The organism is Actinomadura formosensis NBRC 14204, assembly GCF_001552155.1.
GTDB classification, from domain to species: domain Bacteria; phylum Actinomycetota; class Actinomycetes; order Streptosporangiales; family Streptosporangiaceae; genus Spirillospora; species Spirillospora formosensis.
On record NZ_BCQQ01000029.1, the window covers coordinates 24,344 to 50,375 of the forward strand.

Annotated in this window: 24 protein-coding genes; 7 read left to right on the forward strand and 17 right to left on the reverse strand. The window is 72.7% G+C overall.

The features are described from left to right. The 4 genes from hisB to AF1_RS10350 all read right to left on the reverse strand — a co-directional run bounded on the left by hisB (position 1) and on the right by AF1_RS10350 (position 3,918). Positions 1 to 594 (reverse strand): imidazoleglycerol-phosphate dehydratase HisB, encoded by a 594-nt coding sequence (gene hisB / locus AF1_RS10335; protein WP_067795747.1) that lies wholly within the window; start codon positions 592 to 594, stop codon positions 1 to 3. Next, positions 591 to 1,739: a histidinol-phosphate transaminase gene (locus AF1_RS10340; protein WP_084262747.1), complete on the reverse strand. Its 1,149-nt coding sequence runs from the start codon at positions 1,737 to 1,739 to the stop codon at positions 591 to 593. The genes hisB and AF1_RS10340 overlap by 4 nt, the downstream gene beginning before the upstream one ends. Continuing rightward, positions 1,736 to 3,043: a histidinol dehydrogenase gene (gene hisD / locus AF1_RS10345; protein WP_067795750.1), complete on the reverse strand. Its 1,308-nt coding sequence runs from the start codon at positions 3,041 to 3,043 to the stop codon at positions 1,736 to 1,738. The genes AF1_RS10340 and hisD overlap by 4 nt, the downstream gene beginning before the upstream one ends. 62 nt (positions 3,044 to 3,105) lie before the next feature. Then, positions 3,106 to 3,918, reverse strand: a complete 813-nt coding sequence (locus AF1_RS10350) for a PhzF family phenazine biosynthesis protein (protein ID WP_067795825.1) — start codon at positions 3,916 to 3,918, stop codon at positions 3,106 to 3,108. Positions 3,919 to 4,104: 186 nt separating this feature from the next. Between AF1_RS10350 and AF1_RS10355 the strand changes: the two genes are divergently transcribed. Both AF1_RS10355 and ybaK read left to right on the forward strand, forming a co-directional pair. Next, a complete protein-coding gene (locus AF1_RS10355) occupies positions 4,105 to 4,767 on the forward strand; it encodes an LON peptidase substrate-binding domain-containing protein (protein ID WP_067795753.1) in 663 nt (220 codons plus the stop codon). Between the two features lie 22 nt (positions 4,768 to 4,789). Continuing rightward, positions 4,790 to 5,305 carry a Cys-tRNA(Pro) deacylase gene (gene ybaK / locus AF1_RS10360; RefSeq protein ID WP_067795756.1) on the forward strand — a complete coding sequence of 172 codons (516 nt, stop codon included), beginning with the start codon at positions 4,790 to 4,792 and terminating at the stop codon, positions 5,303 to 5,305. On the opposite strand, the gene AF1_RS34230 is transcribed toward ybaK, so the two are convergent. Beyond that, a complete protein-coding gene (locus AF1_RS34230) occupies positions 5,189 to 5,806 on the reverse strand; it encodes a hypothetical protein (RefSeq protein ID WP_242608916.1) in 618 nt (205 codons plus the stop codon). The genes ybaK and AF1_RS34230 overlap by 117 nt on opposite strands. A gap of 128 nt (positions 5,807 to 5,934) precedes the next feature. Here AF1_RS34230 and AF1_RS10365 point away from each other — a divergent pair, with 128 nt between their 5' ends. Further along, positions 5,935 to 6,639, forward strand: coding sequence for a DUF6882 domain-containing protein (locus AF1_RS10365; protein WP_067795759.1), 705 nt, complete (start codon positions 5,935 to 5,937; stop codon positions 6,637 to 6,639). Positions 6,640 to 6,838: 199 nt separating this feature from the next. Here AF1_RS10365 and dnaE read toward each other — a convergent pair whose 3' ends face one another. Then, positions 6,839 to 10,369, reverse strand: coding sequence for a DNA polymerase III subunit alpha (gene dnaE, locus AF1_RS10370; protein ID WP_067795762.1), 3,531 nt, complete (start codon positions 10,367 to 10,369; stop codon positions 6,839 to 6,841). A gap of 446 nt (positions 10,370 to 10,815) precedes the next feature. Between dnaE and AF1_RS10375 the strand changes: the two genes are divergently transcribed. Both AF1_RS10375 and AF1_RS10380 read left to right on the forward strand, forming a co-directional pair. Further along, positions 10,816 to 11,523: an AzlC family ABC transporter permease gene (locus AF1_RS10375; protein WP_067795765.1), complete on the forward strand. Its 708-nt coding sequence runs from the start codon at positions 10,816 to 10,818 to the stop codon at positions 11,521 to 11,523. Beyond that, entirely contained in the window at positions 11,520 to 11,831 is a 312-nt protein-coding gene (locus AF1_RS10380) for an AzlD domain-containing protein (protein WP_067795769.1), read from the forward strand. Before AF1_RS10375 ends, AF1_RS10380 begins: the two co-directional genes overlap by 4 nt. 3 nt (positions 11,832 to 11,834) lie before the next feature. Here AF1_RS10380 and AF1_RS10385 read toward each other — a convergent pair whose 3' ends face one another. The 3 genes from AF1_RS10385 to AF1_RS10395 form a co-directional block, all read right to left on the reverse strand. Beyond that, the gene (locus AF1_RS10385) at positions 11,835 to 12,770 is read right to left on the reverse strand and encodes an RluA family pseudouridine synthase (RefSeq protein WP_067795771.1); all 936 of its coding nucleotides are present in this window, start codon (positions 12,768 to 12,770) and stop codon (positions 11,835 to 11,837) included. Then, the gene (gene lspA / locus AF1_RS10390) at positions 12,770 to 13,375 is read right to left on the reverse strand and encodes a signal peptidase II (RefSeq protein WP_217999812.1); all 606 of its coding nucleotides are present in this window, start codon (positions 13,373 to 13,375) and stop codon (positions 12,770 to 12,772) included. The genes AF1_RS10385 and lspA overlap by 1 nt, the downstream gene beginning before the upstream one ends. A gap of 68 nt (positions 13,376 to 13,443) precedes the next feature. Then, positions 13,444 to 13,824: a TraR/DksA family transcriptional regulator gene (locus AF1_RS10395; RefSeq protein ID WP_067795826.1), complete on the reverse strand. Its 381-nt coding sequence runs from the start codon at positions 13,822 to 13,824 to the stop codon at positions 13,444 to 13,446. 716 nt (positions 13,825 to 14,540) lie between these two features. Between AF1_RS10395 and ileS the strand changes: the two genes are divergently transcribed. After that, positions 14,541 to 17,714 (forward strand): isoleucine--tRNA ligase, encoded by a 3,174-nt coding sequence (gene ileS, locus AF1_RS10400; protein WP_067795829.1) that lies wholly within the window; start codon positions 14,541 to 14,543, stop codon positions 17,712 to 17,714. 152 nt (positions 17,715 to 17,866) lie between these two features. Next, the gene (locus AF1_RS10405) at positions 17,867 to 18,592 is read left to right on the forward strand and encodes a DUF1707 SHOCT-like domain-containing protein (RefSeq protein ID WP_067795831.1); all 726 of its coding nucleotides are present in this window, start codon (positions 17,867 to 17,869) and stop codon (positions 18,590 to 18,592) included. Between the two features lie 16 nt (positions 18,593 to 18,608). Here the strand turns inward: AF1_RS10405 and AF1_RS10410 are convergent, their stop codons facing one another. The 8 genes from AF1_RS10410 to AF1_RS10445 form a co-directional block, all read right to left on the reverse strand. Continuing rightward, complete coding sequence (locus AF1_RS10410; RefSeq protein WP_067795773.1) at positions 18,609 to 19,991, reverse strand: hypothetical protein; 1,383 nt, start codon at positions 19,989 to 19,991, stop codon at positions 18,609 to 18,611. Between the two features lie 150 nt (positions 19,992 to 20,141). After that, on the reverse strand, positions 20,142 to 21,071 hold the full coding sequence (locus tag AF1_RS10415) for a DivIVA domain-containing protein (RefSeq protein ID WP_067795774.1): 930 nt from the start codon (positions 21,069 to 21,071) through the stop codon (positions 20,142 to 20,144). 57 nt (positions 21,072 to 21,128) lie between these two features. Then, a complete protein-coding gene (locus AF1_RS10420; protein ID WP_067795834.1) occupies positions 21,129 to 21,425 on the reverse strand; it encodes a YggT family protein in 297 nt (98 codons plus the stop codon). Between the two features lie 21 nt (positions 21,426 to 21,446). Further along, positions 21,447 to 21,983, reverse strand: coding sequence for a cell division protein SepF (locus AF1_RS10425; RefSeq protein WP_067795777.1), 537 nt, complete (start codon positions 21,981 to 21,983; stop codon positions 21,447 to 21,449). Positions 21,984 to 22,092: 109 nt separating this feature from the next. After that, entirely contained in the window at positions 22,093 to 22,824 is a 732-nt protein-coding gene (locus AF1_RS10430; protein ID WP_067795780.1) for a YggS family pyridoxal phosphate-dependent enzyme, read from the reverse strand. Continuing rightward, positions 22,821 to 23,549, reverse strand: a complete 729-nt coding sequence (gene pgeF / locus AF1_RS10435) for a peptidoglycan editing factor PgeF (protein ID WP_067795783.1) — start codon at positions 23,547 to 23,549, stop codon at positions 22,821 to 22,823. The genes AF1_RS10430 and pgeF overlap by 4 nt, the downstream gene beginning before the upstream one ends. Beyond that, a complete protein-coding gene (ftsZ, locus tag AF1_RS10440; protein WP_067795787.1) occupies positions 23,546 to 25,006 on the reverse strand; it encodes a cell division protein FtsZ in 1,461 nt (486 codons plus the stop codon). Before ftsZ ends, pgeF begins: the two co-directional genes overlap by 4 nt. 228 nt (positions 25,007 to 25,234) lie before the next feature. Next, complete coding sequence (locus tag AF1_RS10445; RefSeq protein WP_067795792.1) at positions 25,235 to 25,981, reverse strand: cell division protein FtsQ/DivIB; 747 nt, start codon at positions 25,979 to 25,981, stop codon at positions 25,235 to 25,237. Positions 25,982 to 26,032 lie beyond the last annotated feature (51 nt).

Below are 26,032 nucleotides of genomic sequence, written 5' to 3' on the forward strand. Positions count from 1 at the left end.
CTACAGTGCCCCCTTGGTCGACGGGATGCCGTGCACCTTCGGGTCGAGGGCCACCGCGTCGCGCAGCGCGCGGGCGAGGGCCTTGAACTGCGCCTCCACGATGTGGTGGGCGTTGCGCCCGTACGGGACGTGGACGTGCAGCGCCACCCGGGCGTTCGACACGAACGACTCGAAGATGTGCCGGGTCATCGTGGTGTCGTACTCGGGGCCGATCATCGGGGCCATGCCGTCCGGCTCGACGTGCACCAGGTAGGGGCGGCCGGACACGTCCACGGTGACCTGCGCGAGCGCCTCGTCCAGCGGGATCGAGGCGTCGGCGAAGCGGCGGATGCCGGCCTTGTCGCCGAGCGCCGCGCGGAACGCCCGGCCGAGCGCGATGGCGGTGTCCTCGATCGTGTGGTGGCTGTCGATGTGCAGGTCACCGGTGGTCTTGACGGTCAGGTCGAACGACCCGTGCTTGCCGAGCTGGGCCAGCATGTGGTCGAAGAATCCGACGCCGGTCGCGACGTCGACCTGCCCGGTCCCGTCGAGGTCGATCTCGACGAGAACCTGGGTCTCCTTGGTCCCGCGCTCGACTCGTCCCTTGCGCGTCACAGGCTCTCCTCACTGTTCCCCACGGAACCGGCCCGGGGGGTGCGGGGGGCCGTCCCCCCTCGCGATTGCTTGAGTGCGGTGCGGAACGCGGCCATCTCCGCGGGGGTGCCGACGCTCACCCGCAGCCACTCGGGCGGTCCCACCTCCCGGATCAGCACACCGCGTTCGAGCAGGTCCTCCCAGACCCCGCGGCGGTCGGGGAACGTCCCGAACAGGACGAAGTTGGCGTCGGAGTCGGCGACCCGGAACCCTTCGGCGCGCAGCCACGCGACGATCCCGTCACGCTCGCGGCGCAGCGCCTCGACGCCGCCGAGCAGTTCCCCGCCGTGCGCGAGGGCGGTGCGGGCGACGGCCTGGGTGACGGCCGACAGGTGGTACGGCAGCCGGACGAGCAGCAGCGCGTCGATCACGGCGGGGTCGGCGGCCAGGTAGCCGAGCCGGGTCCCGGCCATCGCGAACGCCTTCGACATCGTCCGGGTGACGATCAGGCGGGGGTGACCGTCCAGCAGCGTCAGCGCGGAGGGGGTGCCCGCGCGGCGGAACTCGGCGTACGCCTCGTCCACGACGACCATGCCGGGCGCGGCCTCCAGCACCGCCCTGATCGCCTCCAGCGGCAGGGCGGTGCCGGTCGGGTTGTTCGGTGAGGTGAGGAACACGATGTCGGGACGGTGCTCCTCGACGGCCGCGAGGGCGCGCCCGGGTTCGAGGCCGAAGTCCTCGTCGCGGGAGGCGTTCACCCAGCGGGTCCCGGACACGGCGGTGATGATCGGGTGCATCGAGTAGGACGGCTCGAAGCCGAGCGCGGTGCGGCCCGTCCCGCCGAACGCCTGCAGGATCTGCTGGATGATCTCGTTGGAGCCGTTCGCCGCCCACACCCGGTCCGCGGTGAGGCCCGCGCCGGGCGTGTCGGTGTTGAGGAACGCCGCGAGGTCCTCGCGGAGCGCGACGGCGTCCCGGTCGGGGTAGCGGTTGAGGGACCCGGCGACGTCCATGACGGCTTCGCCGAGCGCCTTCACGAGCCGCTCGGACGGCGGGTAGGGGTTCTCGTTGGTGTTCAGCGCGTACGGGACGTCCAGCTGGGGCGCGCCATAGGGTTCCCTGCCGCGCAGGTCGTCCCGCAGCGGCAGGTCGTTCAGCGAGGTCACGAAGGAATCTCCCAGTCGAAGCGGGCCTTGAGCGCCGCGCCGTGCGCGGGCAGGTCCTCGGCCTCGGCGAGCGCGACGACCCGGCCGGTCGCCGCGGCGAGGGCGTCCCGGTCGTACTCGACGACGTGCACGCCGCGCAGGAACGACTGGACCGACAGCCCGGAGGAGTGGCAGGCGCACCCGCCGGTCGGCAGGACGTGGTTGGACCCGGCGAGGTAGTCGCCGAGCGACACCGGCGCGTACCGGCCCACGAAGATCGCCCCGGCGTTGCGGACCCGGGCGGCGACCTCGGCGGCGTCCGCGGTCTGGATCTCCAGGTGCTCGGCGGCGTAGGCGTCGACGACCTTCAGGCCGTCCTCGATGCCGTCCACCAGCACGATGCCGGACTGCCGCCCGGCGAGCGCCTCGGTGATCCGCTCGGTGTGCCTGGTGCGCGCGACCTGCGCCTTCAACTCGGCCTCGACCTCGTCGGCGAGCCGCACCGAGCCGGTCACCAGGACGGCGGCGGCGAGCGTGTCGTGCTCGGCCTGGCTGATCAGGTCGGCGGCGACGTCCACCGGGCTCGCGGTGTCGTCGGCGAGGATCGCGATCTCGGTCGGGCCCGCCTCGGCGTCGATGCCGATCACGCCCTTGAGCAGCCGCTTCGCGGCGGCGACATAGACGTTGCCGGGCCCGGTCACCAGGTCGGCGCGGGCGCACTCGTCGGTGCCGTAGGCGAACATCGCGATCGCCTGCGCGCCGCCGGCGGCGTGCACCTCCTCCACCCCGAGGAGCGCGCACGCGGCCAGGATCGTGGGGTGCGGCAGGCCGCCGAACTCCCGCTGCGCGGGCGAGGTCACGGCGAGGGAGCCGACACCCGCCTCCTGCGCGGGGACGACGTTCATGACCACGCTGGACGGGTACACCGCCCGCCCGCCCGGCACGTACAGGCCGACGCGCTCGACCGGGATCCACCGCTCGGTGACGGTGCCGCCCGGCACGACCCGCGTGGTCACGTCGGTGCGGCGCTGCGCGCGGTGCACGATGCGGGCGCGGCGGATGCTCTCCTCAAGGGCGTCCCGGACGGCCGGATCGAGGTCGGCGAGGGCCTGGTGGACGGCCGCCACCGGGACCCGCGTGCTCTCCAGTTCCACCCCGTCGAACGCCTTCGTGTGCTCCCGGACCGCCGCTGAGCCGCGATGGCGCACGTCCGCGCAGATGGGCCGCACCTTGTCCAGGGCGGCCTCGACGTCGAGTTCGGCGCGGGGCAGCACGGAGCGCAGGTCGCGGGGAAGCGAGCCGCGCAGGTCGATACGGGAAATCACCCGCCCAGTCTACGGAGTGCCCTCCGCCCCTCGCGCATCGTCTCAGGTGCCGAGACGCGCCGTCAGGCCAGGAGGGCACCGTCCAGCACGGTGACGGCCCGGCCCGCCAGCGTCACCCGGTCGCCGCGCAGCGCGACGCGGACGTACCCGCCGCGCGCCGACGCCTGGTAGCCGGTCAGCGTGTCGCGGCCGAGCCGCTCGGCCCAGAAGGGGGCGAGGGCGCAGTGGGCGGAGCCGGTCACCGGGTCCTCGGCGTCCCCGGGCAGCACGCGCGGCGCGAAGAACCGGGACACGAAGTCGTGCTCCCGCCCGGGGTCGGCCGCCGCCGTGACGATGACACCGCGGGCGTCGATCGCGGCGAGCGCGCGGACGTCCGGGGCGGCCCTGCGCACGGCCGTCTCGTCCGCGGCCTCCACCAGCAGGTCGTTCTGGGCGTTGCGGCCGGCGCCGAGCACCGGCAGGCCGAGCGCCTCGGCGAGCCCCCCGGGGACGCCGGCGGGCGCGGCGGGCGCGGCCGGGAAGTCCATCGCCAGGCTCCCGTCCTCCTCCCGGGTGACGGTGAGCACCCCGCTCCTGAGCGTCCGGAACCGGATCGGACGGTCCGGCGCGACCGTCCCGGTCTCATAGAGGGCGTGCGCGGAGCCCATCGTCGCGTGCCCGCAGAGGGCGACCTCCGTGACCGGCGTGAACCACCGGAGCTCGAAGTCGGCGCCGGGTCCGTCGACGGGCCGCACGAACGCCGTCTCCGAGTGCCTCATCTCGGCGGCCACGCTCTGCATCCATCCGGGATCGGCGGCGTCCTCCAGCAGGCACACCCCGGCGGGGTTTCCGGCGAACGGGCGGTCGGTGAACGCGTCGACGGCGAGAATCCTCATGACGCCGACGCTACCGGCCGTCCCGCGCCCGGCGGCATGGCCGATGAACGCGATCGACCTGCCGGCCCCCGGATGCGACACTGGCTTCACACTCTGAAAAACCTCTCTTACCAAGATCATCAATATGGACGTACCCTGACCCGAGGGCGTCTTCCCGGCGGCGTCCAGGAGCGCGGGAGTGGGAATGTGACCGAGCGGCTCGCCTTGTTCCCCCTGGGAACCGTGCTGTTCCCCGGGCTGGTGCTCCCCCTGCACCTGTTCGAGGACCGGTACCGCCGGCTGATCGGCGACCTGCTCCAGCGGCCCGAACCCCGCGGGTTCGGCGTCATCGGCATCCAGCTCGGCCACGAGGTCGGCGAGGGCGCCGCGCACCGGCTCGCCGAGGTCGGCTGCGTCGCCGAGCTGCACGAGGTGACCCCGCACCCGGACGGGCGGTACGACATCGTGACGGTCGGGGCCCGCCGGTTCCGGGTGAAGGAGCTGGACGAGTCCCGCCCCTACCTGCAGGGCGAGGTCGAGTTCCTCCCCGAGGAGGCCGGAAGCGATCCGGGGCCGATCGCGGCGCAGGTCCGCCGGCTGTTCCGGCTGTACCGGCGCCGGCTCGGCGCCGCGGGCGCAGGGCCGTTCGAGGAGATCGAGCCACCGGACGACCCGGTCGCCCTGTCGTATGTGATCGCGGCGTCGCTCGTGCTGGACGGGCACGACAAGCAGCGCCTGCTGGAGTGCGAGGACGCGGCACTGCGGCTGGCCGCCGAACGGGACCTGCTGGACCGGGAGAACCGCATCCTGGACGTGCTCCCGATGATCCCCGCCGGGCAGTTCCTGGACGGGTCGTTCGCCCCCAACTGAACGAGCACGGCAGACTGCCCTCATGAGCACTGCCAAGGCCAAGCGGGACAGGGCGGGCAAAGGCGGCCGGGGGACGCCGGCGACCGCCGCCGCGGACGGCGCCGGGATCGAGTACACCCTGCACGCCTACGAGGTGGACCCGAACGCCGGGTCCTACGGGGAGGCCGCCGCCGACGCCCTCGGCATCCCCCACGGGCAGATCTTCAAGACCCTGCTGGCCGAGGTCGACGGGCGGCTCACGGTCGGGATCGTCCCGGTGTCGTCCAGCCTGGACCTGAAGGCGCTCGCGGCGGCCGCCGGCGGCAAGAAGGCGCGGATGGCCGATCCGAAGGACGCAGAGCGCGCCACCGGCTACGTCGTCGGCGGGATCAGCCCGCTCGGGCAGCGCCGCCGGCTGCCCGCCGTGATCGACACGTCGGTGTCAGCGCTCGGGACCGTCTACGTCTCCGCCGGCCGGCGCGGACTCCAGATCGAACTCGCCCCCGCCGACCTCGTCCGCCTCACCGGCGCCCGCGTCGCCGCCATCGCCCGCGGGTAGCCGCCCGACGACCAGCTCCAGCAGCCCGTACACCGCCACGGCCGGCAGCGGCCAGAACATCAGCACGCCCTTGGCGCGCAGGTCGGCGACGCCGGTGACGGCGGTGCCGTCGCGCGCGTGCCGGACCGCGTCCTGGAAGCCGCCGAGGCCGATCATGTGGCCGGTCTTCCAGGCGAGGACGGCCGCGGCGCAGCCCCCGGCGGCCAGCCCGAGCAGCAGCGCGACATCGTTGCCGCGGCCGCCCGCCAGATAGCCGGCGACACCGCACGCGATCCCGGCGACCAGGGCGATCAGCGCGAACCGCGCGTCCACCCCGATCGGGCCCTGCCCTTCCGGATCGGCGATCAGCGGCTCACCCTGCACGACCACATAGGTCACCGCGGGGACGGTCTTGGCCCACAGCAGGCCCGCCGGCGGCCCGAGCAGCGCCACGACGGCGGTGGCGACGGCCCATGTCGCCAAGAGCCTCGTCGCGAAGAGCCTCCCGGCAGGTCGCCGCACCTCGTACCCTCCTAGGGGTAAGTCCTCTGACAGCGAAAGCCTAGCCTGCCCGGTTCGGCCGATCGACTCTCGAAGGGTGTCCGATTCCCGCCCACGACCGCCTCGATTACTGGGATAATGTGCCCGACATGGCCGGATTCAGCCCCGCGTTCGAACGCCTCGGCGCCGCGCTGGCGGCCGTCGTCCTGCAGCAGCAGGAGACGCTCGCCGAGTTCCTGCCGCGCGAGGACTGGAGCGCCGACCTGACCGCCCGCACCTACACCAGCGGCGGCGTCACCGTCCGGATCTCGCTGCTCGGCAGCTACGCGGTACGCGAGCGCACCTGGCTGTGGGGGTGGGCCAACCCCCCGTTCGGCGCCGCGCATCCCGCGGTCGTCCCGACGCTGCTGCTCCGGACGCTCGGCGAGCGGCTCGGCATCACCGAGTTCACCACCCCCGAGGTCGACCTGTCCGGGTACGAGGGCCCGGCCGGGCACGGCGGCGAACTCATGGCGATGGCCGCGGGCGGCGTCCTCGGCGGCGCCGGCTACATCGGCGTCGGCTACGACGGCGGCTCCGCCTACCTGCACGTCGACGACCCGCGGGTGCCGGCCGCCCAGTGGGACCCGGTCCCGCTGCCCCGGCTGCTGGCGAACGCGGCCGGCCTGTTCCCGCGGGAGCCCCGGCTGACGCTCGCCGGGTTCCTGTCGCACCACCGCATCGCCTACCGGCAGACCGACATGCGGACCGAGGTCATGCTCCCCGGCGGCGGCACCGCCCACGCCACCTTCGACGGCCTCGGCCGCTTCGTCGACTGGAAAGCTGAACTGACCCCCGCCGCCGTCGCCACCTGACGTCCGGCACCGCTCATGGCTGAGCACAGTGCCATCGAACCCGACCACGTCGACCGCCGCCTGAGCCACGCGTCCACCTCAGGCGTTGCGATCGCGCGGCGAGCCGCCGGGCGAGCCGGAGCGATGCAGCGATCGCCGCGGTGCCCGTTGCAGGAAGGCACTCCGGCGCCTGACGCCGAGGGCAGTGCAATGAACAGCGTCAGCCCAGGCAGGAGGGGCCGAGAAGCTGTTTCAGGTCGCCCATGAGGGCCGGGGACGGCGCCACGCGGAGCCTGTCGTCCAGCCGGACGACCGTGGTGCGCGGCCCGTTCTGGATGTGCAGGTGCACCTCCGCCGTGCCCGGATGGGTGATCAGCACCTCCTTCAGCCGCGAGACCGTCGGCGGCGTGCAGCGGCCGAGCGGCATCGTGACCGAGAACGGGCCGGTGGCGTCGGTGATCGTGAGGTCGGGCTGGGTGACCTCCATCGCGATGATCTTCGCGACGTCCTCGCGGCGGTCGAGGCGGCCCTTGACGACGAGGATCGCGTCCTCCGCCAGCAGCGTCGAGCACAGCTGGTAGGACGACGGGAAGCACATCACCTCGATGGAACCGCCCAGGTCCTCCAGCTGGAACATCGCCCACGAGTTGCCCTGCTTGGTGACCTTGCGCTGCAGGCCCGACAGCAGGCCGGCGACGACGACGACCTGGCCGTCCGGCCGCTCCCCCCCGTTCAGGACGGCGATCGTGCAGTCGGCCTCGCGCTCCAGGATGTGCTCGACGCCGAGGAGCGGGTGGTCGGAGACGTACAGGCCGAGCATCTCCCGCTCGAACGCGAGCAGGGTCGTCTTGTCCCACTCCTCGCCCTCGGGGATCGCCACGGCGAACGCGTCCTCGCCGCCGTCGTCCTCCAGCGCGCCGAACAGGGAGTCCTGGCCGACGGCCTCCTTGCGCTTGATGTCGATGACCGAGTCGATGGCCTGCTCGTGCACCATCAGCAGCGACTTGCGCCGGTGGCCCAGCTCGTCGAACGCGCCGGCCTTGATCAGCGACTCCACGACCCGCTTGTTGCACACCTGCGGGGGGACCTTGCCGAGGAAGTCGTTGAAGTCGGTGTAGGCGCCCTTCTCCTTGCGGGCCGCGACGATCCCGTCCACCACGTTGTGGCCGACGTTGCGGACCGCCGACAGCCCGAACCGGATCTCGGTGTCGCCCAGCGGGGTGAAGTCGGCCTCGGAGGTGTTGACGTCCGGCGGCAGGACCTTCAGCCCCATCCGGCGGCACTCCGACAGGTAGAGGGCGCTCTTGTCCTTGTCGTCGCCGACGGAGGTGAGCAGGCCCGCCATGTACTCGGCCGGGTAGTTCGCCTTCAGGTAGGCCGTCCAGTAGGAGACCAGCCCGTACGCGGCGGAGTGCGCCTTGTTGAACGCGTAGTCGGAGAACGGGACGAGGATGTCCCACAGCGTCTTGACGGCCTCCTTGGAGAAGCCGTTGTCGATCATGCCCTTCTCGAACCCGACGAACTGCGCGTCCAGCTCGGCCTTCTTCTTCTTGCCCATGACGCGGCGCAGCAGGTCCGCCTTGCCGAGCGTGTAGCCCGCCACCTTCTGCGCGATCGCCATGACCTGCTCCTGATAGACGATCAGGCCGTAGGTCGTGTCGAGGATCTCCCTGAGCGGTTCCTCCAGCTCCGGGTGGATCGGGGTGATCTCCTGCTGGCCGTTCTTGCGGAGCGCGTAGTTGGTATGGGAGTTCGCGCCCATCGGACCGGGACGGTACAGGGCGCCGACGGCGGAGATGTCCTCGAAGTTGTCCGGCTTCATCAGCCGCAGCAGCGAGCGCATCGGGCCGCCGTCGAACTGGAAGACGCCCAGCGTGTCGCCGCGTGCGAGCAGGTCGTAGGTCTTCTTGTCGTCGAGCGGGAGCGCGAGCAGGTCGACGTCGACGCCCTTGTTCTTCTTGATGCCCTTGAGCGCGTCGTCGATGATCGTCAGGTTCCGCAGGCCGAGGAAGTCCATCTTCAGCAGGCCGAGCGTCTCGCAGGTCGGATAGTCGAACTGCGTGATGATCGCCCCGTCGGCGTCCCTGCGCATGATCGGGATGTGGTCGGTGATCGTCTCGCCGGACATGATGATCCCGGCGGCGTGCACGCCGGTCTGGCGGATCAGCCCCTCCAGGCCCTGCGCCAGATCCATGATCTGCTTGACGTCGGTCTCTTCCTCGTACAGCTTGCGCAGTTCGCCCGCCTCACCGTAGCGGGGGTGCTTGTCGTCGAAGATGCCCGACAGCGGGATGTCCTTGCCCATCACGGCGGGCGGGAACGCCTTGGAGATCCGGTCGCCGAGCGCGTACGGGAAACCGAGGACCCGGCCCGCGTCCTTGATGGCGGCCTTCGCCTTGATGGTGCCGAACGTGGCGATGAACGAGACCTTGTCGGCGCCCCACTTCTCCGTCGTGTACCTGATGACCTCGGCGCGCCGGTCTTCAGGGAAGTCGATGTCGATGTCGGGCATGGACGCGCGCTCGGGGTTCAGGAACCGCTCGAAGATCAGCCCGTGCGGGATCGGGTCGAGGTCGGTGATGCCCATCGCGTAGGCGATCAGCGAGCCCGCGGCGGACCCTCGCCCCGGCCCGACCAGGATGCCGTTCTGCTTGGCCCACATGATGAAGTCGGCGACGACGAGGAAGTAGGACGGGTACCCCTTGCCGAGGATGACGCCCATCTCGTACTCGGCCTGCTCCTTGTAGCCGTCGGGGAGGCCGTCCGGGAAGCGGCGCTCCAGCCCCTTCCAGACCTCCTTGCGGAACCAGCTCTCCTCGGTCTCGCCCTCGGGGACGGGGAAGCGGGGGCTGAGGTCGCGGTACTCGAACATGCCCGCCGGGTCGACGCGCTCGGCGACCAGCAGCGTGTTCCTGCAGCCCTCGGCCCAGATGTCGGACGAGTCGATGCCGCGCATCTCGTCCGCCGTCTTGAGGTAGTAGCCGCTGCCGTCGAACCGGAACCGGTCGGGGTCGGCGAGCTGCTTGCCCACCTGGACGCACAGCAGCGCGTCGTGCGCGGTGGCCTCCGACTCGTGGGTGTAGTGCGAGTCGTTCGTGACCACCGGCGGGATGTTCAGCTTCCTGCCGATCTCGATGAGGCCGTCGCGGACCCTGCGCTCGATCTCCAGCCCGTGGTCCATCAGCTCCAGGAAGTAGTTCTCCTTGCCGAGGATGTCCTGGAAGGTGGCGGCGGCCTTCAGCGCCTCGTCGAACTGGCCGAGCCGCAGCCGGGTCTGGATCTTGCCGGACGGGCAGCCGGTGGTGCCCATCACGCCCTCGGCGTGCTCGGCGAGGAGTTCCTCGTCCATGCGGGCGTACTTGAAGACGAAGCCCTCGGTGTAGGCGCGGCTCGACAGCTTGAACATGTTGTGCAGGCCGGTCCTGTTCCGCGCCCACAGGGTCATGTGGTTGATCAGGCCGCCGCCGGAGACGTCGTCGCGCTTCTGGCTCGGCTCCCCCCACTGGACCTTCTTCTTGTGGAACCGGGACTCGGGCGCCATGTACGCCTCGATCCCGATGAGGGGGGTGACCCCGGCCGCGGTCGCGTGCTTGTGGAATTCGTAGGCGCCGTGCATGTTGCCGTGGTCGGTCATGGCGATCGCCGGCATCTTCTGCCGGTCCACCTCTTCGAACATCTGCTTCAGCCGGGCGGCGCCGTCCAGCATGGAGTACTCCGTATGGACGTGCAGATGAACGAAAGAGTCGGCCATGCCTGTTGCGCCTCCTGCTCGTCGCATGCGACCGCCCACGTGCTTGGCCGGCACGTGGTGGCGTTATCGGTCCCGGGGGAAGACCGTCAACCCGGACGGGAGCGTCGGGATGACGCGATGCTGAGAGCCTAACCCTCATCGCGGGTCCCACGCGCCCCGACGCGCCCGATCCCGGCGCCGCCGTCCAGGTGTCTCAGCAGGCGGGACGACGTGTCCGCAGTTCGACACGCGGACCCGGCGGCGCATACGCTCCCGGGCATGAAACGTCGCCATTGCGGGTTCACGCCGCCGGCTCCGGGCGAGCCGGTCGCCATCGCGACCTGAGCGACGACCCCGGAGCCGGCCGAGGCGGAGCCCCTCCCGGGCTCCGCTTCTCCGCCGGCCAGGCGCGGCCCCGGGCATCGGCCTCCCTGCGCGGCCCGCCGCAGCACGAGAGGGAATCCGTCATGCACGACCAGGTGATCGACCCCGCGGCCGCGCGGGACGAGCGCGCGCGGGCGGCCGCCGTCCGGGACGGGCTGAGCGTGGGCATCGCCGTGGGCGTGTCCGGGCTCGCGTTCGGCGCGGCGGCGGTCACCGCCGGCCTCACGGTCGCGCAGGCGTGCGTGCTGAGCCTGCTGACGTTCACCGGCGCGTCCCAGTTCGCGCTGGCCGGGGTGATCGGCGGGGGCGGCGGGCTGGTCGCCGGGACGCTCGGCGCGGTGCTGCTCGGCGGGCGCAACGCCCTGTACGGGCTGCGGCTCGCCGGGACGCTCGGCGTGCGCGGCTGGCGCCGGCTGCTCACCGCGCAGGCCGTCATCGACGAGACCGCCGCCGTCGCGACCGCGCAGCACGGCCGGGCGGCGGCCCGCGCCGGGTTCTACACCACCGCGATCAGCCTCTACCTGGCGTGGAACGCCACCACGCTGCTCGGCGCGGCCGGCACCGCCCGGCTGGGCGACCCCGACGCCATCGGCCTGGACGTCCTCGGCCCCGCCGCCTTCCTGGCGCTGCTGTGGCCCCGGCTGACCGGGGGCGGGGACGCGGTGCGGACCGCCCTGGCGGCGGCCGTGATCGCGGTGGCCGCGACGCCGCTGCTGCCGCCCGGCGTGCCGGTCATGCTGGCCGCCGTCGCCGCGCTGCCCGCCCTGCTCCGCGGGAGGGCCGCGTCGTGAGCGTGTGGATCGCGGTGCTGGCCACCGGGCTCGGCTGCTACGCGCTGAAGCTCTCCGGGCTCGTCATCCCGCAGCGGGTCCTGGACGACCCGCGCGTGCGCCGGTTCACCGGGCTGGTGCCGGTGGCGCTGCTGACCGCGCTGACGGCCGTCCAGGCGCTGGCCGACGGCAGGTCCCTGGAGTTCGACGCCGCCCGCCTGGCGGGCCTCGGCGCGGCCGTCGCCGCGCTCGCGCTGCGGGCGCCGTTCCTGGTGGTCCTGATCGCCGCCGCCGCCGTCACCGCCGGGCTGCGCCTCCTCGGCCTGTAGCGGTCACGACTCCGCTTCGACGATCTCCAGGGCGCGGGCCAGGTCGTCCGGGTACGGGCTCTCGAACTCCACCCACTCGCCCTTCGTGGGGTGCTCGAACCCGAGCCGGACGGCGTGCAGCCACTGCCGCTTCAAGCCGAGCCGAGCCGCCAGCGTCGGATCGGCGCCGTACGCCAGGTCGCCCGCGCACGGGTGCCGGATCGCGGCCATGTGCACCCGGATCTGGTGCGTGCGGCCCGTCTCCAGGTCGATGTCGAGCAGCGTCGCCGCCCGGAACGCCTCCACCGTGTCGTAGTGCGTGACCGACGGCTTGCCGCCCGCCACCACCGCGAACCGGCCGTCGCCGGACGGATGCCGGTCGATCGGCGCGTCCACCGTCCCGCGGAACGGGTCCGGATGGCCCTGTACGAGCGCCCGGTAGCGCTTGTCGATGCGGCGCTCCTTGAACGCCCGCTTGAGCCGCGAGTACGCGACCTCGCTCTTCGCCACGACCATCGCGCCCGTGGTGTTGGCGTCCAGCCGGTGGACGATCCCCTGCCGCTCGGACGCACCGCTGGTCGCGATCGTGTGCCCGGCGCCGAGCAGCCCGCCGAGGACGGTCGGGCCCGTCCAGCCGGTGGTGGGGTGCGCCGCGACACCGACCGGCTTGTTCACCACCACGATGTCGTCGTCCTCGTACAGGACGCTCATTCCGGGGACGGGCTCGGCGACCGGCGCGGGCGGCGCGGGCGGCGGCGGGAGCGTCACCTCCAGCCAGGCGCCGGCGTGCAGCCGCTCGGACTTGGTGACCACCGCGGTGCCGTCCAGCAGCACGTCGCCGGCGGCGACGATCTCGGCGGCGCTGCTGCGCGACAGCCCGAACAGCCGTGCCAGCGCGGCGTCGACCCGCTCGCCCTCCAGCCCGTCCGGCACGGGAAGGCTACGCACCTCGCCGCCCATCAGGCCTTCTCCTCCGGGGTCGCGACCTCGGCGCCGGTTCCGGGCCCGCCGTCCCCGGCGGTGTCCGGCTTCCCGGTCTCAGGCCGCTCCGCCTCGGGCCGCTCCGTCTCAGGGTCGTCGGCCTCAGGGTCGTCGCCCTTGCCGGAGATGCGGGTCCCGTCGACCTGCAGGCCGCGGGCCGCCAGCAGGACGGCGAGGGCGCCGCCGCAGACGATCGCCGAGTCGGCCAGGTTGAACACCGGCCAGTGCGGCAACTGGATCCAGTCGACGACATGGCCCTTCAGCGGCGCCGGGGCCCGCACCAGCCGGTCGATCAGGTTGCCGAGCGCGCCGCCGAGCAGCAGGCCGAGGCACACCGCCCACGGGGTGCTGCGCAGATTCCGGGCGGTCCGCAGGATCGCGACCACCACGCCGCAGGCGATCAGGGTGAACACGACCGTGTAGCCGGTGCCGATCGAGAACGCGGCACCGCTGTTGCGGGTCTCCAGCAGCGTCACCGCCCCGCCGAGCAGCCGGACCGGCTCCCGGTCCTGCAGCGTCGCCACCACGATGATCTTGGACACGATGTCGGCGGCGAGCGCGGCCAGGGCCACGGCGACCAGCACGCCGACGCGGCGCGGCCGAGGAGATCCCGTGGATTCCCCGGCCCCGCGCTCTGGGTTCGTTGAGTCGCTCAGCGACGTTCCTCGCGTTGTTTGCATGTCACACACAGGGTCGCACGCGGAAAGACCTGGAGACGCGCCTTGCCGATCGGCTTGGCGCAGGACTCGCAGATCCCGTACGTGCCGGCGTCCATCAGCTGGACGGCCCGCTCGATCTGGGCGAGCAGGTCCTGTGAATTGTAGGCCAGCGCGAGCTCGTGCTCACGCTCGTAGGTCTTGGCGCCCGCGTCGGCCTGGTCGTCGCCGGCGCCGTCGCTGGCGTCGCCCTCGGCGATCTGGCTCGCGGACGCGGCGATCTCGGCGCGCAGGGTCTCGATCTGCTCTTGCAGCCCGGCCCGCACCTCGGCGAGCTCGCCGGGCGTCCAGCGGTGCTCCCCCTCGCGGACCGGCAGCTCCGCGGCCGCCGCCTTGGCCGGGGCCCGGCCGTCCCGCGCCGCCTTCCCCGTCTTCGCGGGACCGCGCCCGGCCGCCGGTCTGCCCCGCTTTCCGGCGGAGTTCTTCGCACCGGACGTCTTGTCCCGGGTCTTCGCCGCGGTGGGCGTCTCCTCGGCGGGCTTCGCGTCCCTCGTCGCGCCGGCCATGTCGGCCTCCCTCGCGCTGATCGCCTCGACGGGCAGCATAAGTCCCCTTTTCTCGGGAGCGGTAAACAACCTGGGCCGTGTTACCGACCGCTTATGCCCGCCCGCCGAACGCCCGGAAACCCCAGCGCAACGCACGAGATCGCAAAGGGTGGGTGTGGTCGGCCCACGGGGACACCACCGCGGGCCGGCCGGGAAACCGCGGGCCGGCCGGGAAACCGGGAAGAGTGGGCAGGCCGGGTGCGTTAAAGTTCAGACGAGCAGTCTGTACGGCAGGCGCTGATGGGGACACCTGCCGCCGCACGCGGCCATGAGCGACCCGGGGACGGTGTGAGCCCGGGGGCGAGCACGGCGGTCTGATCACCCCGGAGCCGCCGGAGGAACCGCCCGCGGGCGCAGTAGAACCGGCAGCCGGGACTCGAACGAAGCGGGCCGTGCCGTCCGGGCGCGGTCAAGGAGGGTGGTACCGCGGGGCCTCGCGCCTCGTCCCTCCGGTCAACGTGTTCGCGTCGATCCGGAGGTCCGCCATCGTGAGCCGAGCGTTTCGGCCGCTGCCCGCGCAGGTCGATCTGCCCGCCCTGGAGCGGGACATGCTGCGCCGCTGGCAGGAGAACAAGGTTTTCGAGCGGTCGCTGGAGCGCACCGCGTCCGGTACCCCGTGGGTGTTCTACGAGGGTCCGCCCACCGCCAACGGCATGCCGGGCGTCCACCACGTCGAGGCCCGCGTGTTCAAGGACGTCTTCCCGCGTTTCAAGACCATGAAGGGCCACCACGTCCCGCGCAAGGCGGGCTGGGACTGCCACGGGCTGCCCGTCGAGGTGGCCGTGGAGAAGGAGCTCGGCCTCACCGGCAAGAAGGACATCGAGGAGTACGGCGTCGCGGAGTTCAACGCCCGCTGCCGCGAGTCGGTCCTGCGCCACGTGGACGCGTTCGAGGAAATGACCGAGCGCATGGGCTACTGGGTCAACCTCGACGAGGCGTACCGGACGATGGACGCCGAATACGTCGAGTCCGTGTGGTGGTCCCTGAAGCAGGTGTTCGACAAGGGCCTGCTGTTCCGCGACTTCCGCATCACGCCGTACTGCCCGCGCTGCGGGACGGGCCTGTCCGACCACGAGCTGGGCCAGCCGGGCGGCTACGAGACGGTGTCCAGCCCGTCGGTGTACGTGCGGATGCCCGTCACGTCCGGTCCGCTCGCCGAGATGGGCGCCGCGCTGCTCATCTGGACGACGACCCCGTGGACGCTGGTGTCGAACACCGCCGTCGCCGTCCACCCGGACGTCACGTACGTCGCCGCCCGGCCGCAGGGATCGGACGAGGTGCTCGTCGTGGCCGAGCCCCTCCTCGACCGGGTCCTCGGTGAGGGTGCCGAGCGGCTGGCGACGTTCCAGGGCACCGAGCTGGAGCACACCGCGTACCGGCGGCCGTTCGACCTGGTCGACATCCCGGACGCGCACTACGTCGTCCTGGGCGGCTACGTCACCGTCGAGGACGGCACCGGGCTCGTCCACCAGGCGCCCGCGTTCGGCGGCGACGACATGACCGTCTGCAAGGCCTACGGGATGCCGATCGTCAACCCGGTCGGGCCGGACGGGCGTTTCCTGCGCGAGGTCCCCCAGGTCGGCGGCAAGTTCTTCAAGGACGCCGACGAGCCCCTCACCGAGGACCTGCGCGCGCGCGGGCTGCTGTTCCGCGGCGGGCACTTCGAGCACAGCTACCCGCACTGCTGGCGCTGCCACACGCCGCTGCTCTACTACGCGCTCCCCGCCTGGTACATCCGCACCACGCAGATCAAGGACCGGCTGCTGGAGGAGAACGAGAAGACCAACTGGTACCCCGAGACGGTCAAGCACGGCCGGTACGGGGAGTGGCTGCGCAACAACGTCGACTGGTCCCTGTCCCGCAGCCGCTACTGGGGCACTCCCCTGCCGCTGTGGGTCTGCGGTGACGACGAGGACCACGTCACCTGCGTCGGGTCGCTCAAGGAACTCGGCGCGCTTGCGGAGCAGGACCTGTCGGCGCTCGATCCGCACCGCCCGCACGTCGACGACGTCACGTTCCCCTGCCCGCGGTGCGGGACGGAGGCGCGCCGCGTGCCGGACGTCATCGACGCCTGGTACGACTCCGGGTCGATGCCGTTCGCGCAGTGGGGCGCCCCCTACCGCAACAACGATGTCTTCGAGGAGGCCTACCCGGCCCAGTACATCTGCGAGGCGCAGGACCAGACCCGCGGCTGGTTCTACTCCCTCATGGCGGTCGGGACGCTCGTGTTCGACCGGTCGTCCTACGAGAACGTCGTATGCCTGGGGCTGATCCTCGCCGAGGACGGCCGGAAGATGAGCAAGCACCTCGGCAACGTCCTGCGGCCCATCCCGCTGATGGACCAGCACGGCGCCGACGCGGTGCGCTGGTTCATGGCCGCGAGCGGGCTGCCGTGGGCGTCCCGCCGCGTCGGGCACGGCGTCCTGGAGGAGATCGTCCGCAAGGTCCTCCTCACCTACTGGAACACCGCGTCGTTCTTCGTCCTCTACGCGAACGCCGCCGAGGCGCAGGGCCGTGCGTGGACGCCGGACCGGGCGGCGGAGGCGCCCGCCCCGGCCGACCGCCCGCTGCTGGACCGCTGGGCGCTCGCCGAACTGCACCGCACGGTCCGCGAGGTCGACGCGGCGCTGGAGGAGTTCGACACCGCCCGCGCGGGACGGCGCCTCTCGCAGTTCATCGACGACCTGTCCAACTGGTACGTGCGGCGCTCCCGGCGGCGCTTCTGGGAAGGCCCCGGAACCCCCGAGGGCTCGGCCGCGTTCGCCACCCTCTACGAGTGCCTGGAGACCCTCACCCGGCTGATGGCGCCGATCGTCCCGTTCGTCACCGACCACGTGTGGGACGTCATCCGGCCGGAGGACGGCCCCGAGTCGGTGCACCTGGCCGACTGGCCCACGGTCCAGGAGAACCTGCTGGACGAGACCCTGACCGCCCAGATGGCCCTCGTCCGCCGGCTGGTGGAGCTGGGCCGCTCCGCGCGGGCCGCGAGCGGCGTACGGACCCGCCAGCCGCTCGGCCGCGCGCTCGTCGGCGCGGCCGGCTGGCCGGCGCTGCCCGAGCAGCTCCGGGCGCAGATCTCCGAGGAGCTGAACGTCCTCGGCTTCGAGGAGCTGTCCTCGATCGGCGGTGACCTCGTCGAATACGAGGTCAAGCCGAACTTCCGGGAGCTCGGCAGGCGCTACGCCAAGGACACCCCGAAGGTCGCCAAGGCGATCACCTCGGCGGACGCGGCGACCCTCGTGCGGGCGCTGCGCGCGGGCGAGGCGCAGGTCGAGGCGGGGGACCTCGGCACGGTGCCCCTGGCGGTGGACGACGTGATCGTCACCGAGCGTCCGCGCAGCGGATGGGCGGTGGAGAGCGCCGCCGGCGAGACCGTCGCGCTCGACCTCACCGTCACCCCCGAACTGCGGCGCGCGGGCCTGGTGCGGGAGGCCGTCCGGCTGGTCCAGGAGGGCCGCAAGGCCGCCGGGCTGGAGGTCACCGACCGCATCGAGCTGTGGTGGGAGGCGACCGGCACGGACCTCGCGGAGGCGCTGCGCGCCCACACCGCGGAGGTGGCCGGCGAGGTCCTCGCGACCACGGTGACCGAGGGCCGGCCCGAGGGCGTCCCCGCCACCAGGGACGAGGACCTGGGCCTCACCTACTACCTCCGCAAGGCGTGACCCTCTCCGCCGCGTCCGGACGCGTCCGGACGCGGCGGAGAACTTTTCGCCGGGGGTTCTTCGCGACACATCGCGTTTGCAATGATTGGGTTGTGAATCTTCCCGAGCAGCCCGCCGACTCCGGGCTTCCGGCACGACCGTCGCCCGCGAGCATGCGCGCATCCGACGCCGACCGCGACGAGGTGGCCGACCGCCTGCGCGAGGCACTGGCGGAGGGGCGCATCACGGCGGAGGAGCACGCCGAGCGCATCGATGCCGTCTACAGGGCCAAGACGTACGCCGACCTGGAGCCCGTTCTCAGCGACCTGCCGGCCGCGGAGCAGGCCCCGCGGCCGCGGGTGGACCTGCGCAAGGAACCCGCGCTCGCACCGCCTGCGCCGCAGTCGGCCAACCTCGTGGCGATCTTCTCCGGGGTGGAGCGGAAGGGCCGCTGGCTCGTCGAGCCCACCACGAACGTCTCCTGCGTGTTCGGCGGCGCCGAGCTGGACTTCCGGCAGGCGGTCCTCAGCCAGGGCGAGGTGACCGTCAACGTCACGTGCGTCTTCGGCGGCGTGAACATGGTCGTCCCGCCGGGCGTCCGGGTCGTCGGGTCCAATGTCGCGATCTTCGGCGGGAACGATCTGCCGGAGGACGACACCGTGGACCCGGACGCGCCCGTCATCCGGATCACCGGGATGCTGCTGTTCGGCGGCATCTCCGTCAGCCGCCGCGCGGTCGGCGAGAAGGGGCGCGGCGACCGGCACCGCGACGTCCACCGGCTGCACCGCGAGGAGGTCCGCGAGCTGCAGCGGGAGCGGCACGAGGAACGGCGGCGGGTGCGTGACGAGCGCCGGGACCGGCTGCGGGAACTGCGCGACGAGCGGCGCGGCCGCCGCTGAGCGGCGGCCGGCGGGTTCAGTCGCGGGCGTGCTCGCGGTCGGGCTGGCAGACCAGGCAGGGCGTGCAGCCCCGCGACTTGGCCTCCGCGCGCGACAGCGACTCCAGGTCCTCGGCCTCGTCTCCGATGTCCTCGATGAGGGCGCAGTCGACGCGGTGGTAGCGCTTGGTGCCGCTGAGGATGCGGACCTCCGGTCCGTCGTCCGCCGGCTCGTCCGCCGGCTCCTGGTCCGCCGCGGCCGCGCCGGACGGTTCCGGCTCGGGCTCGGCGGCCGGTTCCGGGGCGAGAGCGTCCTCATCGCCGTCCGCGACCCCGGTCTCGGCGGACTCGGCGGACTCGTCATCGGCCGTGTCGGCGGCATGGCGCGGCCCGGGGGCCGCGGCGCTCAGGTCGGCGGTGACATCGGCGGTGGCGTCAGGCGACGCGGATTCGGTCTCGGCGGCCTCGTCGCCGCCGGAGCGGCCCTCCGGGGCCTTCGCCGCCGGTTCGGGCTCCTCGGATGTCTCCGGCGCCGTGGCGGGCTCTCCGGCCGCCGCACCGGACGTGAACAGCCCCGCGACGGGCACGTCGGTCAGCGTCGGGCCGGTCGGACTCGCGGCCGGACGCTCCGGCGCGGCGGGCTCGTCCGCCCGCGGGATCTCGGCCGTCCTGTCGAACGCGCCCGGCCTGCCGGAGGACGCGGGTTCCTCGAACGAACCGGGCCTGGTGAACGACGCCGGCGCGGCGTGAGGTGAGGACGCCGGCCCGGCGAGCCCCGCCAGGCCGCCCCTGGAGCGCTCCGCACCGGGCTCACGGCCCGGGGAGCCGGCCTCTGCCGCCTTACCCGCGTCCGGGGACGCGGGGGCCGACGCCGCGGCGCGCGCCGCCAGTGCGGTGTCGGGCATACAGGCGGTGCAGGGGCTGAACCCCTCCTCCATGGCCTCGGCGTAGGTGAGTTCCTCGGCGTCACGCCCGGCGAGCTGCCGGCACGTGTCGAGGTGGTAGCGCTTGCGCCCGCGGACGACGTACACGATGGCGTCGTCGGGGACGTCGACGGACGGGGCCGGGATCTCCAACGCGTCGTCGGCCGGGTCGGCGGCCGGGATCGCGGCCGCCGGGAGGCTCGTGGCGCCCTTGGCCGGTACCGGCGGCGCGGCCTTCCCGCGCTTGTCCTTCTTGGCCTTCTTGGCGGCCGGACGGGCCGGCGCCGTCGTGGCCCCGGGACCCCAGAGCTCCTTGCGGCGCAGGAACACCCCGATGGCCAGGCACAGCGCGGAGACGATGCTGACGGCGATCGAGATGTAGATCACCACCAGCGCATCCAGGCCGAAGACCTGGGCGCTGTCTCCGTTGCCGGCGACGATTCCCGCTACCAGCAGGGCGATCGCCACCACCACGAGAACGCCACTCAGGATGATCACAGGGTCTCTCCCACTCGTTCGGGCCGCTCGGCTCCGGACCGCGGACGGAACCGGTGGCCGTCCCGCACGACCGTCCGGCACCGCCGGGATGGCGCCATCGCCACGCCCGGCCCGGAGATGGGGACGACCCTATCGCCTGCGGCGGCCGCGTCAGCGCCTGTCGTGCGGCGGGTTGTCACCGCCCGCGTGGAACGCGCCGGTCGCCGAGTGCTGGACCTGCTGGGCGTGCTCGGCGGGCGGCGGGAACGTGCCCGGCGCGGGAGACGGTGCGCCGGGGACGCCGTTGCGGTTCTCGCCGTGCGACAGGGTGCTCTGCGGGCCCGTCTGCGGACCGGTCTGGGGCGGGGCCTGCGGGGACGGGGCCGGGACCGCGCCCGGGACGGCGGCGAACGCGCCGGTCTCGGTGCTGCCCGCCTCCAGGTCGCGCAGTTGCCCCTCCAGGTAGACCTTCAGGCGGCTGCGGTACTCGCGCTCGAAGGCGCGCAGGTTGTCGACCTCGCGCTCCAGTTCCTCGCGCTGCTGCACCAGCGAGCCCATGACCTGGCGGTGCCGCTCCTGGGCGTCGCGGTCGAGGGCCTCGGCGCGGGACCGGGCCTCGCTGACGATCTGGTCGGCCTGCCGGCGGGCCTTGCCGAGGATCTCCTCGGCCTCGCGGCGGGCGCGGCCGAGCGTCTCGTCGGCCTCCCGGCGGGCGTCGGCGATCGCCTGGTCGGCGGTCTGCTGCGCCAGCGCGAGCACGCGGGCCGCGGTGTCCATGTTGTCCTCGCCGGTGGGGGCGGGGGACATGCCGAGGCCGAGGACGGGCTCCGGCTCGGGCTGCGGCTGCGGCTCGGGACGGGGAGGCTCGGGGATCTTCTGGACGTCCGGCTTGGGCTCCACGATGGGGGCGGCCATGGCGGGGACCTTGCCGCGCAGGCACTCGGCCAGCTTGGCGCGCAGCTCTTCGTTCTCCTGGATGAGGCGGTCGAGCTCCGCCTCGACCTCGTCGAGGAAGGCGTCCACCTCCTCCTCGTCATACCCCGGCCTCAGCCTGGTGGTACTGAACTGCTTGTTCCGCACGTCAGCGGGTGTCAGCGGCATGCTCTCGTCTCCTTGGCGCGCTTGGAGTCTGTCCCCGGAGGACCGTATCCGATCGACCTACCCTCCGCCGAATATCGAGCGGACGAAGATGATCAAGACCCAGACCACAAGGATGAGGACGGTGAAGCTGAGGTCCAACGCAACGTTACCCAGCCGGACCGGCGGGATGAAACGCCTGAGCAGTTTCAGCGGCGGATCGGTCACCGTGTACGTCACCTCGGCGATCACGAGAACCACCCCGCTCGGCTTCCACTGCCGGGCGAAGGACTGCACGACCTCCAGCACCAGCCTCCCGATCAGGAAGAGCAGGAAGAGGTACAGGACGCCCTGCACTATGGATCCAACGATGCTCACGGACACTCTCGCATGTAAATCTCAGCTCTGGTTGAAGAACCCACGTTCGGCCATCCGGGCCTTGTCCTCCGCCGTCACCTCCACGTTGGCGGGCGACAGGAGGAACACCTTGTTGGTAACACGCTCGATGCTCCCGTGCAGGCCGAACACGAGACCTGCCGCGAAGTCGACCAGACGCTTGGCGTCGCTGTCCACCATCTCGGTCAGATTCATGATCACCGGCGTGCCCTCCCGAAAGTGCTCTCCGATGGTCCTTGCCTCGTTGTAGGTCCTTGGATGCAGGGTAGTGATACGAGCAAGGTCGGTGGTACCGGTCTCGTAGAGAGCCACGGACCGCCGCTCGATGGTCGACGGAGAGTGATGGTCACGATCCCGGTCCGCGGTCTCCTCCGCTCGGGTAAGCTGACCGCCGGATTCGTCCTCGCGACGGCGGCCCTGCCCGGTGTCGGTCTCGTCGTCGTAGACCTCGTACTCGTCGTAGTCGCCGTACTTGTCGTCGTAGCGGTCGTCCTCCACAAGGCCGAGGTAGACCGCCATCTTGCGCATCGCGCTGGCCATACGCCCCTCCGTGTCCTGTGGCCGCGGCTCCGGGAGCGTCCGGTGCCGTCGTTGGACTGATCCGCCGTGGCGACCTGCGTACGTACGGGCAGGCGCCACTGGGGGGACATTACCTGACGATTGCCCGCCGACCGCCGAGCAACGCCGTACCGACCCGCAGGTGTGTCGCGCCGCACGCGATCGCCTGTTCCAGATCGCCGCTCATACCCGCAGAGACGATCCGGGCGCCCGGATGGTTCCGGCGCACCTCCCCGGCGACCCCGGCGAGCCGGGTGAAGGCGGGCAGCGGGTCGGCCCCGAGCGGCGCGACGGCCATCACGCCGCCGAGTTCGAGTCCGGCGGCCCCGGCGATCTCGTCGGCCAGCCCCGGCACCGCGTCCGGGGCCGCTCCGCCCCGGCCTTGCGCGGCCTCCTCCTCGTCCAGCGAGACCTGGACGAGGCAGCGCAGCGTGCGGCCGGCGCGGACGGCGGCCTCCGACAGGGCGGACACCAGCCGGGACCGGTCGACCGAGTGCACGACGTCGGCGTAGCCGGCGACCGCGCGAGCCTTGTTGCTCTGCAGCCGGCCGACAAAGTGCCAGGTCAGCGGGAGGTCGGCGCATTCGGCGGCCTTCGGGCGGGCCTCCTGGTCGCGGTTCTCGCCGACATCGGTGAGGCCGAGCCCGGCGAGCAGCCGCACATCGGAGGCGGGGAACGTCTTGGTCACCGCGATGAGCGTGATCTCGGCCTCGTCGCGGCCGGCGGCGGCGCAGGCGGCGGCGACGCGGGCGCGGACCGCGGCGAGGCCCTCGGCCAGCTCCGCCCGGCGCTGCTCTGGGGTGAGGTGTTCCTGGTGGGTCACGCGTCGTCCTTGAGCCAGACATATCCGGCGAAGCGCCCGGTTCGCCCCTCGCGGCGGTAGGAGAAGAGCCCCGGGTCCTCGATCGTGCAGCGGGCGTCGATGCGCGTTCCGGCCACCCCGGCGGACGCGAGCTGCTCGGCGATGCCGGCGCGGATGTCCAGGCCGGGTGTGCCCTCGGACGTGGTGGAGTACGCGGCGGGCACGACGGCGGCGACCTCGTCCCGCATCTCGGCGGGAACCTCGTAGCAGCGGCCGCACGCGGCCGGCCCGATCGCGGCGGTCATCCGGGCGGGGTCGGCACCCCGCTCGCACATCGCCTTCACCAGGGCCGGGACGACCCCGGCGGCCGTCCCCGGACGGCCGGAGTGCGCGGCGCCGACGACCCCGGCGGCGGGGTCGGCCAGCAGGACGGGCGCGCAGTCGGCGACGAGGACGGCGAGGGCGAGGCCCGGGACGGTCGTGACGACGGCGTCGACGGGGCCGGGGGTCTCGGGGGAGGTGACGAACGCGACGTCCGCGCCGTGGACCTGCCGCATGAAGACGGTGCGGCCCGCGTCGACGCCGAGCGCCGACGCGGCGCGCCGCCGGTTGCCGAGCACGGCGGCGGAGTCGTCGCCGACAGCGCCGCCGAGGTTCAGGGAGTCGTAGGGGGGCCCGCTCACGCCGCCGGCGCGGCCGGTGAAGGCGGCGCCGACGCCGTCGCCCAGGGCGACGGTGGTGATCACTTCAGGAAGTCGGGGACGTCGAGGTCGTCATCCTCGTCGAACACCACGGGACGGCGGCGCTGCCCGGAGGAGGCGGAGCCGCCGTCGCTTTCGCCCGCGTGCACGCGGGAAGAGGAGGTCTGCTCGGAGGGCTGGCGCGGCGCGGGGGCGCGCGACCCGGCGGCCTCGCCGGCGTCCCGGTCGCCCGAGGGCCCCGGGGAGGTGCTCCCCGGCCGGGCGGGCTCGTCGCGTCCCGCCGTCCGGTCGTCGTGGCCCTGCGCGGACGGCTGCGGGCGATCGCTCTCGGCCCGCTGCGGCAGGACCGGGGCCGGCGGCGCGGCGGCGGCCTGCGCCACCGACGACTGCGAGCCCTGCTGGGCCTGGTGCGTGCCCGCCGGCTCGGACCGCCCGATCCGGCTGGGGATCGGGTTGGCCGGGGCGGCGGGCGGCGCGGACACCGGCGGCGGCGGCACCGGGCGGGGCGGCGGCGGAAGTCTCTTGGCCTCCGGCTCAGGGGCCGGCTTGCTAGGGCTGCCCTCATCGAACCCCGCGGCGATCACGGTGACCCGCACCTCGTCGCCGAGCGCATCGTCGATGACCGCGCCGAAGATGATGTTGGCGTCCGAGGCCGCCGCGTTGGACACCAGCTGCGCGGCCTCGTTGATCTCGAACAGCCCGAGGTCGGAGCCGCCGGAGATGGACAGCAGCACGCCGTGCGCGCCGTCGATGCTGGCCTCCAGCAGCGGGCTGGAGATCGCCATCTCGGCGGCGGCGACGCTGCGGTCGTCGCCGCGCGCGGAGCCGATGCCCATCAGCGCCGAGCCGGCGCCGGACATGACGGACTTGACGTCGGCGAAGTCCAGGTTGATCAGGCCGGGGGTGGTGATCAGGTCGGTGATGCCCTGGACACCGGAGAGGAGCACCTGGTCGGCGGCCTTGAAGGCGTCGAGCACGCTGACCTGCCGGTCGGAGATCGACAGCAGCCGGTCGTTGGGGATGACGATGAGGGTGTCGACCTCGTCGCGCAGCGTCTCTATGCCGGCCTCGGCCTGCATGGCGCGGCGCTTGCCCTCGAAGCTGAAGGGGCGGGTGACGACGCCGATCGTCAGGGCGCCGAGCGAGCGGGCGATGTTGGCGACCACGGGTGCGCCGCCGGTGCCGGTGCCGCCGCCCTCCCCGGCGGTGACGAACACCATGTCGGCGCCCTTGAGGACCTCCTCGATCTCCTCGCGGTGGTCCTCGGCGGCCTTGCGCCCGACATCGGGGTTGGCGCCGGCGCCGAGGCCGCGGGTGAGCTCACGGCCCACGTCCAGTTTCACATCGGCGTCACTCATCAGCAGCGCCTGGGCGTCCGTGTTGATCGCGATGAACTCGACGCCCTTGAGGCCCTCTTCGATCATCCGGTTGACGGCGTTGACGCCGCCGCCGCCGATACCGACGACCTTGATGACCGCGAGGTAATTCTGCGGTGCTGCCACGACGAGGGGCCTTTCCGCTCTCTCCGACCGCCCTGACCGGTCTGCCGACCGTGCCGCCGCGGTGTTTCCGACCTGTGCGCTGGGGTGGGGTAAACCCTCACCCTCAACTTGAGGCTTACAGTTATGTCAACCTGAGGACTGATACGGACAGTAGGGCGGCCTTACGGCCAGGGTCAACTAACCTCCCCCTAACTCCCCCGGCGTGTCGCACCGGACCCGAATATCCCCTCATTTCGTCTTGAGGACCTCGGGTGAACTGATGTCCACGGTGCGTAGGGCACGGCCGGCCACCGTACGCCGAACGGCGTCCAGCAGCCGGATCTTCTCTCCTGCCCGCTCGGCGGCCCCCCACACCACCGTCTGCCCGTCCTTCATGTACAAGGTGACCGCCTCGGGGCCGGTGGCCTCGACCTCGGCCAGCCCCCCGCTCAGCCGTTCCGGCAGCTCGGACAGCACGGTGAGCGCCGCGCGAGTCGCCGTGTCGGACGGCCCCGGCGAGGCGACCGTCAGCACGGGCAGCCCGGGCGGGCGGGACCCTCGGTCGGCCACCGTGACCCCGTACCGGTCAAGGAGGTGGTAGCGCCCGCCGCGTGCGAACACCGCCACCGGGACCCGCTCCCGGACAACGATACGGACCGTCCCCGGCCAGTGCCGCTCGATCTCCGCCGACTCCACCTCGCGGAGCCGCTCGACGCGTTCCCGGATCGCGCCGGTGCGCAGCCGCGCCATCGGGGTGCCGACGGGGATCTCGGCGGCCGCGGCGATCCGGTCGCGGGGCGCCAGATCGGCGCCGGTCACCTCGACGTGCCGCACCACCAGCAGCCGGGAGCCGAGCAGCACCCACGCCACCAGCCCGAGCACGCCGGCGACCAGCAGCGTGACGAAGATCGCCTTCCACCGGTTCGGCCGGCCGCGCCCATCGCCCGCGGGCTCCTCCCGCCGGGCCGCGCGCCGGTCCGTCTGCGCCTCGGTCATCACCCAAGCCTGACAGTCTTCCCCTCCTGCGCCGCCCACCGGGCGGGCGGC